The organism is Shewanella pealeana ATCC 700345, from assembly GCF_000018285.1.
GTDB lineage: Bacteria > Pseudomonadota > Gammaproteobacteria > Enterobacterales > Shewanellaceae > Shewanella > Shewanella pealeana.
The window spans coordinates 4,772,644-4,786,837 of record NC_009901.1 but is presented as its reverse complement, the minus strand read 5'-3'; the positions used below and the strand labels follow the sequence as shown (position 1 = coordinate 4,786,837).

General features: G+C 47.0%; 15 protein-coding genes. 6 read left to right on the top strand and 9 right to left on the bottom strand.

All coding sequences use genetic code 11. The features are described 5' to 3' along the window. Positions 1-5 precede the first annotated feature (5 nt). Positions 6-1,250 (top strand): dimethylsulfoniopropionate lyase DddY, encoded by a 1,245-nt coding sequence (gene dddY, locus SPEA_RS20670; protein ID WP_012157128.1) that lies wholly within the window; start codon positions 6-8, stop codon positions 1,248-1,250. A 469-nt stretch (positions 1,251-1,719) separates the two neighbouring features. On the opposite strand, the gene SPEA_RS20665 is transcribed toward dddY, so the two are convergent. Beyond that, a complete protein-coding gene (locus SPEA_RS20665) occupies positions 1,720-2,607 on the bottom strand; it encodes a LysR family transcriptional regulator (protein ID WP_012157127.1) in 888 nt (295 codons plus the stop codon). 121 nt (positions 2,608-2,728) lie between these two features. Here SPEA_RS20665 and SPEA_RS20660 point away from each other — a divergent pair, with 121 nt between their 5' ends. Then, positions 2,729-3,376 (top strand): TetR/AcrR family transcriptional regulator, encoded by a 648-nt coding sequence (locus SPEA_RS20660; RefSeq protein ID WP_012157126.1) that lies wholly within the window; start codon positions 2,729-2,731, stop codon positions 3,374-3,376. A 15-nt stretch (positions 3,377-3,391) separates the two neighbouring features. On the opposite strand, the gene SPEA_RS20655 is transcribed toward SPEA_RS20660, so the two are convergent. Further along, positions 3,392-4,768 (bottom strand): ATP-binding protein, encoded by a 1,377-nt coding sequence (locus SPEA_RS20655; protein ID WP_012157125.1) that lies wholly within the window; start codon positions 4,766-4,768, stop codon positions 3,392-3,394. Beyond that, positions 4,769-5,452 (bottom strand): response regulator, encoded by a 684-nt coding sequence (locus SPEA_RS20650; RefSeq protein WP_012157124.1) that lies wholly within the window; start codon positions 5,450-5,452, stop codon positions 4,769-4,771. A 231-nt stretch (positions 5,453-5,683) separates the two neighbouring features. Here SPEA_RS20650 and SPEA_RS20645 point away from each other — a divergent pair, with 231 nt between their 5' ends. Both SPEA_RS20645 and fieF read left to right on the top strand, forming a co-directional pair. Next, on the top strand, positions 5,684-6,166 hold the full coding sequence (locus tag SPEA_RS20645) for a Spy/CpxP family protein refolding chaperone (protein WP_012157123.1): 483 nt from the start codon (positions 5,684-5,686) through the stop codon (positions 6,164-6,166). 159 nt (positions 6,167-6,325) lie between these two features. Then, positions 6,326-7,195, top strand: a complete 870-nt coding sequence (gene fieF, locus SPEA_RS20640; protein ID WP_012157122.1) for a cation efflux pump FieF — start codon at positions 6,326-6,328, stop codon at positions 7,193-7,195. Between the two features lie 68 nt (positions 7,196-7,263). Here fieF and glnG read toward each other — a convergent pair whose 3' ends face one another. The 3 genes from glnG to SPEA_RS20625 all read right to left on the bottom strand — a co-directional run bounded on the left by glnG (position 7,264) and on the right by SPEA_RS20625 (position 10,429). Beyond that, positions 7,264-8,673: a nitrogen regulation protein NR(I) gene (gene glnG / locus SPEA_RS20635; protein WP_012157121.1), complete on the bottom strand. Its 1,410-nt coding sequence runs from the start codon at positions 8,671-8,673 to the stop codon at positions 7,264-7,266. A 17-nt stretch (positions 8,674-8,690) separates the two neighbouring features. Beyond that, complete coding sequence (gene glnL / locus SPEA_RS20630) at positions 8,691-9,731, bottom strand: nitrogen regulation protein NR(II) (protein WP_012157120.1); 1,041 nt, start codon at positions 9,729-9,731, stop codon at positions 8,691-8,693. A 152-nt stretch (positions 9,732-9,883) separates the two neighbouring features. Further along, positions 9,884-10,429, bottom strand: a complete 546-nt coding sequence (locus SPEA_RS20625) for a DUF4124 domain-containing protein (protein ID WP_012157119.1) — start codon at positions 10,427-10,429, stop codon at positions 9,884-9,886. A 137-nt stretch (positions 10,430-10,566) separates the two neighbouring features. Here SPEA_RS20625 and SPEA_RS23310 point away from each other — a divergent pair, with 137 nt between their 5' ends. After that, positions 10,567-10,719: a hypothetical protein gene (locus SPEA_RS23310; RefSeq protein WP_190272085.1), complete on the top strand. Its 153-nt coding sequence runs from the start codon at positions 10,567-10,569 to the stop codon at positions 10,717-10,719. 70 nt (positions 10,720-10,789) lie between these two features. After that, entirely contained in the window at positions 10,790-11,434 is a 645-nt protein-coding gene (locus tag SPEA_RS20620; protein ID WP_012157118.1) for an MliC family protein, read from the top strand. Between the two features lie 156 nt (positions 11,435-11,590). On the opposite strand, the gene SPEA_RS20615 is transcribed toward SPEA_RS20620, so the two are convergent. The 3 genes from SPEA_RS20615 to SPEA_RS20605 form a co-directional block, all read right to left on the bottom strand. Beyond that, positions 11,591-12,268: a type 1 glutamine amidotransferase domain-containing protein gene (locus SPEA_RS20615; protein WP_012157117.1), complete on the bottom strand. Its 678-nt coding sequence runs from the start codon at positions 12,266-12,268 to the stop codon at positions 11,591-11,593. A gap of 104 nt (positions 12,269-12,372) precedes the next feature. Further along, on the bottom strand, positions 12,373-13,530 hold the full coding sequence (locus SPEA_RS20610) for an iron-containing alcohol dehydrogenase (protein ID WP_012157116.1): 1,158 nt from the start codon (positions 13,528-13,530) through the stop codon (positions 12,373-12,375). Positions 13,531-13,689: 159 nt separating this feature from the next. Continuing rightward, positions 13,690-14,142 (bottom strand): Lrp/AsnC family transcriptional regulator, encoded by a 453-nt coding sequence (locus SPEA_RS20605; protein ID WP_012157115.1) that lies wholly within the window; start codon positions 14,140-14,142, stop codon positions 13,690-13,692. Positions 14,143-14,194: the final 52 nt, after the last annotated feature.

The following is a 14,194-nucleotide window of genomic DNA, read 5'->3' as shown; positions in this document are numbered from 1 at the left end:
TGATAATGAAATACCAAATACTACTGGGATGTTTACTGGCATCAAATGGACTGGCTGCAGCTGAACTGCCTGACTTTTTAGATGCTAATGATATTAATAATGCTCAATTCCAATGTTTAGGCGAGTCGCCTAAATATAGCGGTGAAGATCAAAAGTATATCGATATATTATGGGATGAAACTTTGACCTATTTACGTGCTTATGCCGCAGCGCTAACCAATGACCAAAATAGTGGTTGTTTGAACTCTGACACGGCGATGGTAGATTCTACCGAAGGTGGCCAGAACATGTGCGTGATGGATCGCCGCGATATGAAGTTGATGGTAAAAAATATCTATCAAGTGCTTAATAATGCCGATGAAGCTAAAAAATGTTTCGGCGCTCGTGAAGATGTAAGCTGGATTTATAGCCCAGGTGGAGAACTTGAGCAGCACTCGCCAGTAGCCCAGCATTTTAAACGCACTACTTTTGAAGAGTTTTTCGATGAGAAAGTGACAAATAAAGAGGTTAAAGAGTACGGTAATAGCCTTACTAAGAACTTCTACAAGATGGTGACAGGTGATGAAGTGAAGATGCCAGCTGTATTCCCTTACGACATCAGCGCAAACTCTCTGCCAAATCTTTGGGCCACAGCAGGCTGGTTCCCTATGTACGCTGAAGAAAGTAAGCGTAACGATAAGAACTTTGACAATATTCGTGGTGGTTATGCCTACGCCGAGATTTTCGGTCACTGGGGCCTATTGCGTATTGATGAAATCAATGGCGAAAAGGTAGGGGCTGAAGTGGGTATGACTGTGCAAGCAGTGGATACTCTATATCCGTTCCATAATCATGCTGTGTCAGAAATGTACTACAACATGCGTGTGCCAGCCTGTACTAATCAGTTTAAAACCATGGCGATTCGTGAAGATTCGCCATTGATTACCACGGTTAAAGAAGACGACACCATGCGTCGAGTGCAGTTTGATGAAGGTCAGCATAATTCACAAACTATGTGGTTATCTGGTAGCAGCGAGCAAGATGCACTGATCTATTTTCACCAAAATACCATTCATGCATTTGAGATTGATGGTAGCTGTGAAGCCAAGCCTGAAGAGCGTGCCATTGTCTCTGTTTGGGCGCGTAGTAACGCTCATGATACCCGTAATGATTATGGTACAACCTTACTTTGCGAATCAGCTGCAAACCCTGGAACGCCAGCTAAGCGCGGTGAAGTGATTCAATGTGATTTAACTAAAGTTAAATGGTAGTGCTAGTAAGCTGATTAAAATTAGATAGAAAAATGCCAACGACTTCGTTGGCATTTTTAATTTTAGCCCTAAACTACCTACTTCAGTAGGGGCCGTTATCATCAATTAGGCTCTGCCTGAAGTACGTTCAATGGCATTGCGGATAAAGGCAATGTTTAACGACTTATAAGCACGCCGACTTTTGTTTGAAAAGAAAGTGTCCATGGAGGCAAGCTTAGCATCCATGTGATACACGGCTTATAAGTTCATTTAAACATAGCTTATTAACTCAAGTGATACGTGAGCTTTGCTAATAGTGCGGTACAAGCTTCTAAATCAGGGATGATTTAGTAGAGCCTATAGGGATATATTTACGGCGTCTTGTTAACGCACGGTAGGAAAGCTCCCTTTTAGGGAGTCTGCTTTATAACAGATGGGCAAAGCCACCCTCTTCAGAAGGTGGATCTTTTACTTAATCTAGCAAATCCAATTAACTCATCTTATTGGCTTGGTTGGCTTCACCTAGCCCTTGCACATTGGCCTTGATCAGGTTGATTAGCTGGTTAGTCGCTGCCGTTTGAGTCTCTGGGTTGAGGTACAGAGATTCGTTGAAGGTGGGCAGTGGTGGAATGTTATGCTCAATCGGATCGATGATCTGCATCTTATCGTTAATGCGGAATTCGGCGATGGGCGCGATCACTAAGTCATTTTCCACCGCCATGCACATGGCGGTTGGAGATGGCGTCGATAGCAAAACACTCATTGGACGCATAGAGATCTGGTGGTTAGCAAAAACTTGGGCGCGAATAGGACAATTCTCTGGATAAAGCGCCATAGGTACGGTTTCACGTTTATGGGCGCTGCCGCCTTTGGCCGCCACCCAGTGAAAGCGGCGCTCAAACAGTAACTCGCCGTGGCCAGCCGCCGGTGTTTGCCAGTGGGTTGCCACAATCACATCAAACTCGCCGTTATGCAGCCGTTTATAGAGGTTGCCACTAACATCGGTATCTATGACTAATTCGATACAAGTAAACTCACGAATAAACTCTAGTAAGAAGCTGCCAAGATAGCGATTGATGTAGTCGGTCGGTACCCCTAGACGTATCACTTCACGATTTTGACAATCTTTTAGCTCATCAATTGCTTGAGAACTGAGCTGTAGCATCTTATAGGCGTAGTTAAGTAGCGTCTTGCCTGATTCAGTCAAAGTGACGCCTTTGTTGTCTCGCAACAGCAAAGGTTTACCCACACTTTCTTCTAGCTTCTTGATTTGCAAACTTATTGTCGACTGGGTGCGACAGAGCTTATCTGCCGCTTTGGAAAGGTTTCCACACTCAACAACGGCAATGAAGCTTTCTAATAGTTCGATTTTTAACATGGGCTATTGAGTTTATTCATAGTGGTATCAGTATTACTCAATACCCGCTCTGCTCCTAGGCTGCTACCTTATCAATGTGAACTGAATTTCAACTGATTGTTAGATTTGTGAAGAGGTCGACATGAGTAATTGGCAGCAGCGAGAGAGCTACTTAACCGATATCGCCGAGCGTTGCTTGCGAGGCCATAAGAGCTTCGATCTGCGCCGCTCCCACCTAGTTGAGGCGAGCCAGATCTCTAAGGGCACCATCTATAATCACTTTCCTACTGAGGCGGATCTGGTGGTGGCGGTTGCGACGGCTCATTACAGAAAACGTCTAGAGAGAGCGGCCATCGATGACGCGCTGTACGCTGATTACTTGACTCGATTTCTGATGCATCATTGCTGGGGCCTGCGAGACGATCTGCTATATGATCGCTTTATCATCTCCCGTGTGATGCCCAATTCTGAGCTGCTACAGCAGGTGACCGATGAAAATCGAGCCGCATTTGAACAGATCTATGGCGAGTATATTCGCTGGAACAGGGAGCTGATAAAGGCCGTCGGTGTGGTCGAAGGCTTTAATCGTGCCGAGCTAGTGGGTAATTACCTACGCGGCGCACTGATTAATTGTGATGATGCGGGTAAGCAGTATGACGACGCCAGCCTGTACTACCAATTTAGTTATGCGCTAACCCAGTTGATGGGGCACTCAGATAAGCGCATTCCAAAGCTGGCGGACTATGCCAGCTGGCTTGCCCGGCTTGAGCCTGCGGCAAACGCAGCTTAGATGCTGGCAGAGCGCTTACTTTTGAGGCAAGTGAATGTTGATCTTTAATCCGCTAGGTTGTTGATTGACTGCGGTGATCTTGCCTTGATGGGCTTGAATTGCCGCCTTGGCAATCGCCAAACCTAACCCCCAGCCGCCAGACTCCCGTTCTCGCGCCGATTGTGGTCGATAGAAAGGCTTGAATATCGCTTCTAAGTCGGCTTCGTCGCTAATGCCTGGGCCATCATCGATAATCTCAATCTGCACGCCGCTGGCACTGGCACTGGCCATGGCTTGAATTGAGACTTGGGTATTGGCGTAACGAATCGCATTTCTGAGCAGGTTCTCTACCGCTCTAGATAAGGGCCTAGGGTAAAGCGGTATCACGATAGATTCATCGATATCGATATGCAGCTGCTTTTGCTGTTGCTGCGCTTCGAAATCGGCATCGTCCAAGACTTGGCTTAAGGTTTCGGCCAGCTCAAGACTGCGTTTATTCTCGTTGGCATTGAGCTTCACCCTAGACAGCTCTAACAGCTCGGCAATCATCTGCTCGAGTTGATCGGCTTCATACTCAATTCGCTTCATCTCTGGTGTTTCTTGCCCCTTCTTACGACTCAGTGCCAAAGAGAGCTTGAGCCTTGTTAGCGGGGTGCGCAGCTCATGAGAGATATCGCTAATCAACCTCTGCTGGCTGTTAACCATATCTTCAACCGAGTTAGCCATGCCATTAAAGGCTTGAGCTAATTGGCCAACTTCGTCGTTACGCAGGGCTGTTGCCATATCAACACGGCTGCTTAAGTCGCCAGCTGCGAGTGCATCGGCGCTGCGCTTTAGTGAGCGCAACGGCTTACCGAGATGCCAGGCAAATAGTCCGCAGAGCAGGCCAGATAAGATAATGGCAATGCTCAATGTGAGGATCTTATTGTCGATAAAGAAGAAGAACCAAGGCCTTGGATGATGTTCTGGTAAGCGGCCGTATAGGCTGTAAGGCTTACCTTTTATCTCAAAGTTATAAGGGCCGAAAATCAGCTCATCCCTAAATTGATGTTTAATTGGATGGCCCGCTTCATCGGCCATCAGCATAAAGCGCCTCAGTGAACGTGATGACTTATGGCTATTGAGCACCTTACCGTATTCGTCGACTAAGTAGATGCGGGCAGGGCGACCTTTGAATTCTTTAAAGCGACTCCAATGGGTGAGCTTGTCTGAATTAAGAATTTGTGGGTTTTGGCTGATGCGTTTGGCACTTTTTTCCAGTAAACGTTCTAACGGAGCTGGAATCGCAGATTGATCATGGTTTTGCTGTAATAACGGCAGCATGCCGATAAGGGCTATGATCAAGGAGCTACACAGCCAAAAACCCAGCAGTAGCTTGACGAATATATTGTTGGGGGTTTTTGTTAGCTGCATTTAAGGTAACCAAATGTAGCCTTTACCACGAATAGTTTTCACTCGAGGGCGGCCATCATCACGCTCTGGCATCTTCTTACGCAGGTTAGAAAGGTGCATGTCTAAGCTGCGGTCGAAAGGCATTAATTTTTTGCCTAGCACCTTTTCGCTTAGGGCCTCTTTACTCGCGAGCTCGCCGGCATTTTTAACCAGTTCAAACAGCAGACTGAATTCGGTTCCTGTGAGTATGATGAGCTGATCTTGGCAGTGCACTTCCTGACGAGCGGGATCTAAATGGATGTCACCATACTGGTGTATAGCCTGAGGGGCTTCACTCGGTTGTATATGAGTGCGGCGGATAATGGCTCGAATACGCGCCACGAGTTCTCTGTCGTTAAACGGTTTAGGCAGGTAATCGTCGGCGCCAATCTCTAAGCCGACAACGCGATCGATTTCATCACCGCGGGCGGTGAGCATCAATACTGGAGTCTGCTTTTTACTGCGAAGTGCGCGTAACACCTCGAAGCCATTGAGCTTTGGCAGCATAACATCGAGTAAAATGAGATCGAATTGTTGCTCAATAGCAAGATCGAGTCCCGACTGACCATCATGGGCGAGTGTCAGTTTGAAACCTTCAAGTTCCAGCAGTTGTGCAAGCAACTCAGATAGACCTAAGTCATCATCTACCAATAATATACGGCTCATATTTACCCTTTTACTCTACCTTTACTGCGGTGAGTATACCCTGTTTGATGTCAATTGCGGTTTAGGAGTGTAATTCAACGTAAAGATCCCACTAGCCAGGCATGGAACGGCTTTATTTAAATTGCTTTACAGAGTTTTACGCTAACTAAACCCAACATTACATTGAGCGGACTAAACTGATAAGCGTCAAATCAAGCTTAGCAGTGCTGAGCAAATTTAAATGAGGCTACCATGATGAAAAAGAATACGTTAAAAGCAGGTTTGCTTGCCATAGTGGCCAGCACAGCATTATTAACCGCTGGTGTTAGTGCCGGTGAAAATAACCACGGCTCCCACGACGGTAAAAACGGTCATCACCAGATGAAAGGTGAGCGTGCTGGTCATAATGACATGCGCAAGATGTTCCGCGGTTTAGACTTAACCGATGAGCAGAAGACTGAGATGAAAGCGCTATTTAGTGCTCATCGTGACGAGATGAAACAGGATCGTCCTTCTAAAGAAGCACGCGCTGCACAAAAACAGCAGATGCTAGACTTTATTACCACGACTAACTTTAGCGAAGCTGATGTGAAGCAGGCATTAGCCGCTAAGCAAGAGGCGCGTCAACAGAAGGCTGTCGGTATTATTAAGTTACAAAACCAAGCGTATCAGTTGCTAACACCAGAGCAGCAAGAGAAATTTAAACAGCGTTTTGCTAAGCATCATAAAAGATAATTAGCCAGTGCTTTGAATACCTTTCAATCTAACTTGAGCCTAATAGGTTTACTCTATTAGATTGATTGGTAGTAACTTGAGGGAAATCATCCGATTTTCCCTCAAGTTGTTATAAACTTAGGATCTGTGTTTCCCTTACTTTATCAGTAAACAGATTTTATGAATGACACTTCCCAATACGATTTCTGGGTTAAGTTGGCCAGCCGTGCAGCGGTTGCGACAGCCTTAACCCTTATTATCATCAAGCTTGCGGCATGGATGTATTCTGGCTCGGCCAGTATGTTGGCATCTTTGACCGACTCTTTTGCCGATGCCTTGGCCTCAATCGTCAATTTCATTGCGATTCGTTATGCCATCGTGCCCGCCGATCAGGAACATCGTTATGGTCACGGTAAAGCCGAGCCTCTAGCGTCGTTGGCGCAATCGGCCTTTATTCTAGGCTCCGCATTTTTGCTGTTTTTCCACGGTGGCGAGCGATTGATTAATCCGGTAGAGGTAAAACATGCCACCTTGGGTGTGATTGTCTCGGTTATCGCGATTGTGCTGACCTTTGCCCTAGTGATGCTTCAGAAAAGAGCTTTAGCGGCGACATCGAGTACTGTGGTTGAGGCTGACTCGCTGCATTATAAGTCGGACCTATTTTTGAATGCCGCTGTATTACTGGCGCTTATCCTGTCTCAATATGGCTGGTGGTGGGCCGATGGTCTGTTTGCCGTGCTTATCGCGCTATTTATTGGCCAGCAAGCGATTGGATTAGCTTACCGCTCGGTGCAGTCGCTATTAGATAGAGAGCTTGATGATGAGACCCGAGAGAAAATCGCTGAAATTGCCAAGTACGATCCTCAGGTGAGAGGCATCCACGACTTACGTACTCGTGAGTCGGGTAAGACGATGTTTATTCAGTTCCACCTAGAACTGGATGGCGATTTGAGCTTACATGAGGCTCATAAAATTGCCGTTGAAACCTCCGAGCGAGTGCGGCAAGAGTTTGTCGACTCGGAGGTGATTATTCACCAAGATCCCGTGTAGCGGTTTGCGTATAAGCAAAAAAGGAGAGCCTGTGGCTCTCCTTTTTTTCAGTCGCTATTGAAGGGCCTCTAATCCATTTCTAGCTCTTTTAATTTACGGGTTAGAGTATTACGTCCCCAGCCTAGGCGTTTAGCCGCTTCTTGCTTATGGCCATTGGTATGTTTAAGGGCGGTTTCGAGTAAGATGCGCTCGAAGGCTGGCTGCACTTCGGTAAGCAGATCGCTATCGCCGTCACTGAGGCGTTGATCGATAAACAGCTTTAATGCGCCTTGCCAGTCATCACAGTCACTGCTTTGAGCATGGCTCAGCTTAGGTTCTTGCAGTAGCTCAGGTGGCAAGTCCAGTGGCAAGATCTCCTGCCCCGAGGCCATGACAGTTAACCAGCGGCAGGTGTTTTCAAGTTGGCGCACGTTGCCGGGCCAGGGGAGTTGTGACAGCTTATTGGCAGTTTCTTTGGTCAGCACCTTGGGCTCAACGCCTATCTCTTTGGCGGCGATTACCAGGAAGTGACGTGCCAGTTGTGGGATATCCTCTCGACGTTGAGATAGTGGTGGCAGGTGTACCCGAATGACGTTTAAACGGTGGAACAGATCTTCACGAAAACCTCCCTGATGTACCCGTTGCTCAAGGTTTTGGTGGGTTGCGGCTATGATGCGCACATCCACCTGCACTGGTGAATGGCCGCCGACGCGATAGAACTGGCCATCGGCCAATACCCGCAATAATCGGGTCTGAACATCGAGAGGCATATCGCCAATTTCATCTAGAAATAAGGTACCGCCATTGGCTTGCTCGAAGCGGCCTTGGCGCACGCTACCGGCGCCAGTAAAGGCACCTTTTTCATGGCCAAATAGCTCAGATTCAATTAAGTCTTTAGGGATTGCCGCCATGTTGATGGCAATAAAGGGTTTACCCTTGCGTGGGCTGTGTTTATGCAGCGCGCTAGCAACCAGCTCTTTACCCGTACCAGATTGGCCATTAATCAATACACTAATGGATGAGCGAGAAAGGCGGCCAATGGCCCTAAAGACCTCCTGCATGGCAGGGGCTTCGCCGATGATCTCTGGCGTGGCGACTATCGGCTCTTCGGTCGTGATGGTCGAAGACTGCTCTTTGGCGTGAGTCAGGGCGCGGTCGACTAAGGATATCGCTTCATCGATATCGAAAGGCTTAGGCAGATACTCAAAGGCGCCCGCTTGATAGGCACTTACCGCGCTGTCGAGATCGGAATGCGCCGTCATGATGATAACCGGAATATGCGGGTAATGGTTTTGCAGGCGCTCTAATAGCGTTAAACCATCGGTGCCAGGCATACGAATGTCTGACACTATCACCTGAGGCTGCGCCGTCTCTAAGGCTTGCCATAAGGATTCCGCTGCGGCAAAGCTTGCGCTGCTAAATTTGGCGCTCTGTAGTGCTTTTTCTAGTACCCAACGTATCGAACTATCGTCGTCGAGGATCCAAACTTGTTCTGTCATCGAGTGTTTTCCTCTTATTAATTATTGATGGGTAGGGTAATGGTAAATTCTGTGTGGCCGACTGTTGAGTCACAATCGATGCGACCACCGTGCAAGCGGGCAAAGTTATGGGCGATGGATAAGCCCAATCCAGAGCCTTGTTCTCGGCCTGTGACCATAGGATAAAACAAAGTATCCATAAGCTCAGGTTGAATGCCCGGGCCGTCGTCTATCACCGACAGCATAAGCACCAACTTGTGGCGCTTGGTACCTATGGTGACTTGATGTTGAGTACGGGTCTTTAGGCGAATATGACCGCCGCTTGGCTCTAAGGCTTGTACCGCGTTTTGTACGATATTAAGAATGGTCTGCTGCAGTTGATCCGGATCCATCTCGATATCAGGGATGGATGGGTCGTAATCTTGGGTCAATTCAATATTGTCAGGCAGGGTAACATTTACCAGCTTGAGCACCTTTTGGATCACTTCATGAATATTGTAAAGGCTATGCTGGGTCGGCTTCTGTGGGCCGAGTAAGCGGTCGACTAAGTTACGCAGTCTGTCGGCCTGCTCGATAATAAGATCGGTAAATTCGTTGAGCTCGGGGTCTTTTAGTTCGCGAGACAATAGCTGCGCCGCGCCGCGTAATCCACCCAATGGATTCTTAATCTCATGAGCAAGATTACGCACTAAGTATTGCGCCGCTTGCTGCTGAGCATCTTGGGTTAACTGTTGGTGAATGCGTCGCTGTTGATCGACTTGGCGAAGCTCAATCAGGGCTAGATTCTTTTCTTGTTCAAGCGGTGTCAGGGTGACATCGACGGTATGGTGCTGGCCATCTATGGTCACTAAAGGCACGGTATTGATGCTCAGGCCTTGGCCGTCGCAGATGGCGAGCTTTAGGACTTGAGGGTCGACGCCGAGTAACTGATAGTGCTCGGGTAAGGGTTGCTCTGTGAGTCGGTTGCTGCCGACACCGAGCAATTGCTCGGTAGCAGTATTGACATAGAGTAACTCAAGCTCTTCATTGATAACGAGCACCGCCGTTACTAAATGATTGAGCAATAAATTTGTATCCATCAGCTACTCCGAATTATGCAAATGCACCAGTTTGGGCATTTCAGTCGATTACACCACTATGTTGCACCGAAATGGTGCAGTGCGCAATAGAAGGTCATCGGAATGTAGACTAAGTCAAAGTAATCCTAAGTTTTTATATTCAAAGGTTTTTACTAATTGCTTCTAGGCTGAGGCCTAATAGCTTTAGGTTGATTTAAGCTCGTCCGATGAAGAAATACCTTCCTTGGAGGAGTTGCTGCAAGTTGTTTGCCGTTTTTGCTCAATACCTTAATAACAAAGCTGTGTTCGCCGCGATCGATATCGCTGAGTTTGAACTGGCCACTTTTCTGCGCGCTTCCTAGCTGCTGACCATCCATATAGAGCACGAATTCGTGGGCTGATGACAGCTGCGGATCACTATTAGCGATAAGGGTTATCTTGCCTTCGTTACTGCGGATCGTCTCTTCTTCACTGGGAGAGGCGATATTAAGTTTGTAACTGGCTTTATCGCTATCGGCAGGGGTGTTAAGACTAGGTAAGACGATCGGATCGGGCAATTTGATACTGTTTTGGGTGTTTTCATTGAGCTCGACAACTTCGGCATTCTTTACCGGCTTGTCAGAGAAATGAACCTTGCCATTTTCATCGACCCATTTATAAACGGTGGCATGTGCCAAGGTTGCGACCAATAACAGTAGTAAAACTAAGCCTGCACGCATCGTGACGTCCTTTGTTACGGGGTTGTAATCACTCGAAGAGTAGCTGTTTTTCTATAGAAAAGCATCGACTTTATGTTTGATGAAATAAGACGAAAGTGCGGCAGGTGAAAATTTGCTATGTTTAAGGTTATACCACTGTGACAGTGGGCCGCGGTTTCGTCATCTTCCCTCATGGTAACAACCTTAATAACGACCGCTGCTACCTGTATTACTTTACCGAAAATGATAGTAATGTTACCCAGATGGGCGTACTCCCTAGTGTCGAGTTAGATCTCACTGACTGTGGTTAATTGCCACAAGCTCGAATAGCGGTAAAAGCGAATAAAAAGATAAACAGAGAGTAGCGAGAGAGGAAAGCTGATGCATAAATACATTTTTACAAGCTGGCTAATCTTACTGACAGCCTGCAGTACTGTGGCGGATCAAAAAACGGAGGCAACGAAAGATCAGCCTGTTAAGGACGAGACTCACGCAACGATTACTCCGAGTTTCGATTGCGCAAAGGCACAAGGGAAAGTTGAAACCCTGATTTGTGATGACGCAGAGTTAGCTAAGTTAGATAGAGAGATGGCTCAGGTATACCAACAAGCCATGGTAAATATTCCGCCGTCCGCGCAGCCTAAGGCGACACAAAGAGGTTGGATTAAGGGGCGTAATGATTGCTGGAAGGCGCAGGATGTACGTCAGTGCACGCTAGATAATTACCAAATCCGCCTTATTGAGTTGCAAATTCAAGGTCGTTTAATTGAGCCTTCTAGCACAGCAGTTTTTGATTGTGGTAATCGACCACAGATAAGCGCTGTTTTTTATACCCAAGTGGATCCTGTTACGGCGGTATTTACCTTTTCGAGTGAGAAAATGGGCGATCAGCAACTGTTAGCGACCAATGTACGCAGTGGCAGTGGCGCTAAATACCTAGGGCGTAACTTTGAGTTTTGGGAGCATCAGGGCGAAGCAAGCGTGCAGTTCTTTGATCACAGCTATAAGTGTAAATTACTCAAATAGTTAAAACGTTAGCCTAGCCGGGGTCATATAGTAGCCGGGGTCATATAACGGTTAGCTTAAGACAAAAGCAGCCATGGAGCTTCAATATCGTCTGTTTTAATACGCTAAGCATTTGGCCTAATTGCTTAGCGTAAGTCGCAATACTCGGGTACTGTTCTACTTGAACTGCTTAATGATCTCATTGGCGACGGCTTCAGAAGATGCTGGATTTTGGCCTGTGATAAGGTTGCCATCCACGGCTAGGTAGCTGCTCCAGTCATCTCCTTTACTGTATAGCGCCCCATTTTGTTGCAGCATATCTTCAACGAGGAAAGGTACTATTTCGGTTAGCTGCACTGCTGATTCTTCACTGTTGGTAAAGCCCGTTACTCGTTTACCTGCGACTAGAGGCGTGCCATCGGCCGCTTTGACATTTTTAAGCGCCCCAGGTGCGTGGCAAACAAGCCCCACAGGCTTTTGTGCTTGGTAGAAGGCTTCTATTAATGCGATAGAGTGGACATCATTAGTGAGATCCCAGAGCGGCCCATGACCACCAGGATAGAAGATAGCGTCGTAATCGGCTTGGTTTATTTCTGCCAAGACTTTGGTTGTTGCCAGTTGTTGCTTGGCTTGTCCATCTTGATTAAAGCGTTCGGTGGCAGCAGTTTGGAAGTCCGGCTGTTCACTGCTTGGATCTAGCGGTGGTTGGCCGCCAGCAGGAGAGGCTAGCGTGATAGTAAAGCCACAGTCTTTAAAGCGATAAAAAGGACTGGCGAACTCTTCGAGCCAAAAGCCAGTTTTTAGGCCTGTGTCGCCAAGTTTGTCATGTGAAGTCAGTACCATTAATACGTTCATATTGTTGTCCTTTTTATCTGTTGATTTGCCAGCTAACAAGCGAGATACACCGGTTAGCTAGCTGAGGTCTCTTATACAGTTTTTATCTTGGTGATAATGTAGATTTATAGGTTACGTTCTAAAATTTTACGGCTCATGGCAAGATCGACATCTTGCTTTTCACCCAGTGCTGTCATGCCGTGGGCTTCAAGTTTATTAATTATCTCATTGATACTGCTGCTATCTAAATCGTAATCCGATAAGCGTGTCTTGATCCCCATGGCCTCGAAAAATTCACGGGTCTTTTCGATAGCTTCATCGATGATCTCATCCTTGCTACCCTGGTTAATGCCCCAGACGCGATCGGCATATTGCAATAGCTTCTCTTGCTTACCCTCACGGCGTACATCGAGCATGCCAGGCAAAATCATTGCAATAGTTCGGGCATGGTCGACACCATAAAGCACGGTGATCTCATGGCCTATCATATGCGTTGCCCAGTCGTGTGGTACTCCTTTACCGATTACGCCACTCAGTGCCATGGCCGCCACCCACATAAGGTTTGCGCGCACGTCGAAATCTTTTGGCTCGCTTAAAGCTTTTGGCCCTAACTCGATTAATGTTTGCAGTAGGCCTTCGGCAAATCTGTCTTGCACTGGTGCATTAACTGGGTAGTTTAGATATTGCTCTGTAATATGGATAAAGGCATCGACTACGCCGTTAGCCACTTGACGCTCAGGTAAGGTGAAGGTTTTGCTTGGATCCAATACTGAGAATTTTGGAAAGACATGGTTACTCATAAAAGACAGTTTTGCCTGTAACGATTTACGAGTGACGACGCTGGCACTGTTCATCTCTGAGCCGGTAGCAGGCAAGGTTAATACTGTACCGAAGGGCATCGCCTGGGTGACGTTTGCACCCCAGCTTAATAGGATATCCCATGGCTCGCCTTCAAAGAGCGTAGCCGCCGCGACAAACTTAGTGCCATCGATAACCGAGCCGCCACCGACAGCTAGTAGAAAGTCGATATTTTGCTGTTTTACCACCTCGACCGCTTGCATCAAGGTTTCGTAGGTCGGATTCGCCTCGATTCCACCAAATTCCACGACATTACGTTGCTTAAGCGCAGCTTTTACCTCGTCGAGTGTGCCTGTGCTTCTGGCGCTGTTGCCGCCAAAAAGCACTAAGACTTTTGCGTCCGGTGGGACTAAGTTATCGAGTTCGGCAATCTTGCCTTCACCGAAACAGATATGAGTTGGGTTGTAATAATCGAAGCTGTACATGATCTTTCCTGCCTGTCGACTCTATCAGCCGACTCTTGTGTGAATTCTTGTATGGATGCTTGTGTGGATCATAGTGCTGTTACTTAAGGCCTAGTGATTGAATTATCTCACTTGAGTGGGTTCATAAACAGCACGTATTTAGCCACCTGACTTAAATGACTATAGGGGTAAGGTGTTACGTGAGAAGTTTTGCTTTAACACCACGGTCGATTCGATCCCCGCGATACAGTTTAGACTGCCAAGCGACTTTTTAACGAAGCTTTCATAGCTGAGTAGATCGCTGGCGACGATTTTTAATAAATAGTCATGGGCGCCTGTTACTACGGAGCACTCCATTACCTGCTCTAAATTCTCCATGCTTTCTTCGAAGAGGATGGCATATTGATCTGAGTTTTCTTTTAAACGCACGAAGGCGTAAACCACCACGTTTAATCCTACTTCTTTGGGATCGATTTGCGCCCCATAGCCACTGATCACGCCAGTCTGCTCGAGTTTTCTCACCCGACGCAGGCAGGGGGTATCAGACATGTTGAGTCTGGCTGCGAGCTCACTAATTGCGATTCGGCCCTGGCGCTGCAATATGGCGAGTATATTGCGATCCTTATTATCCATAGATACAACCTTTTATTCTTATGGTGAAAATCAATATTAACTAAGCTTTTTA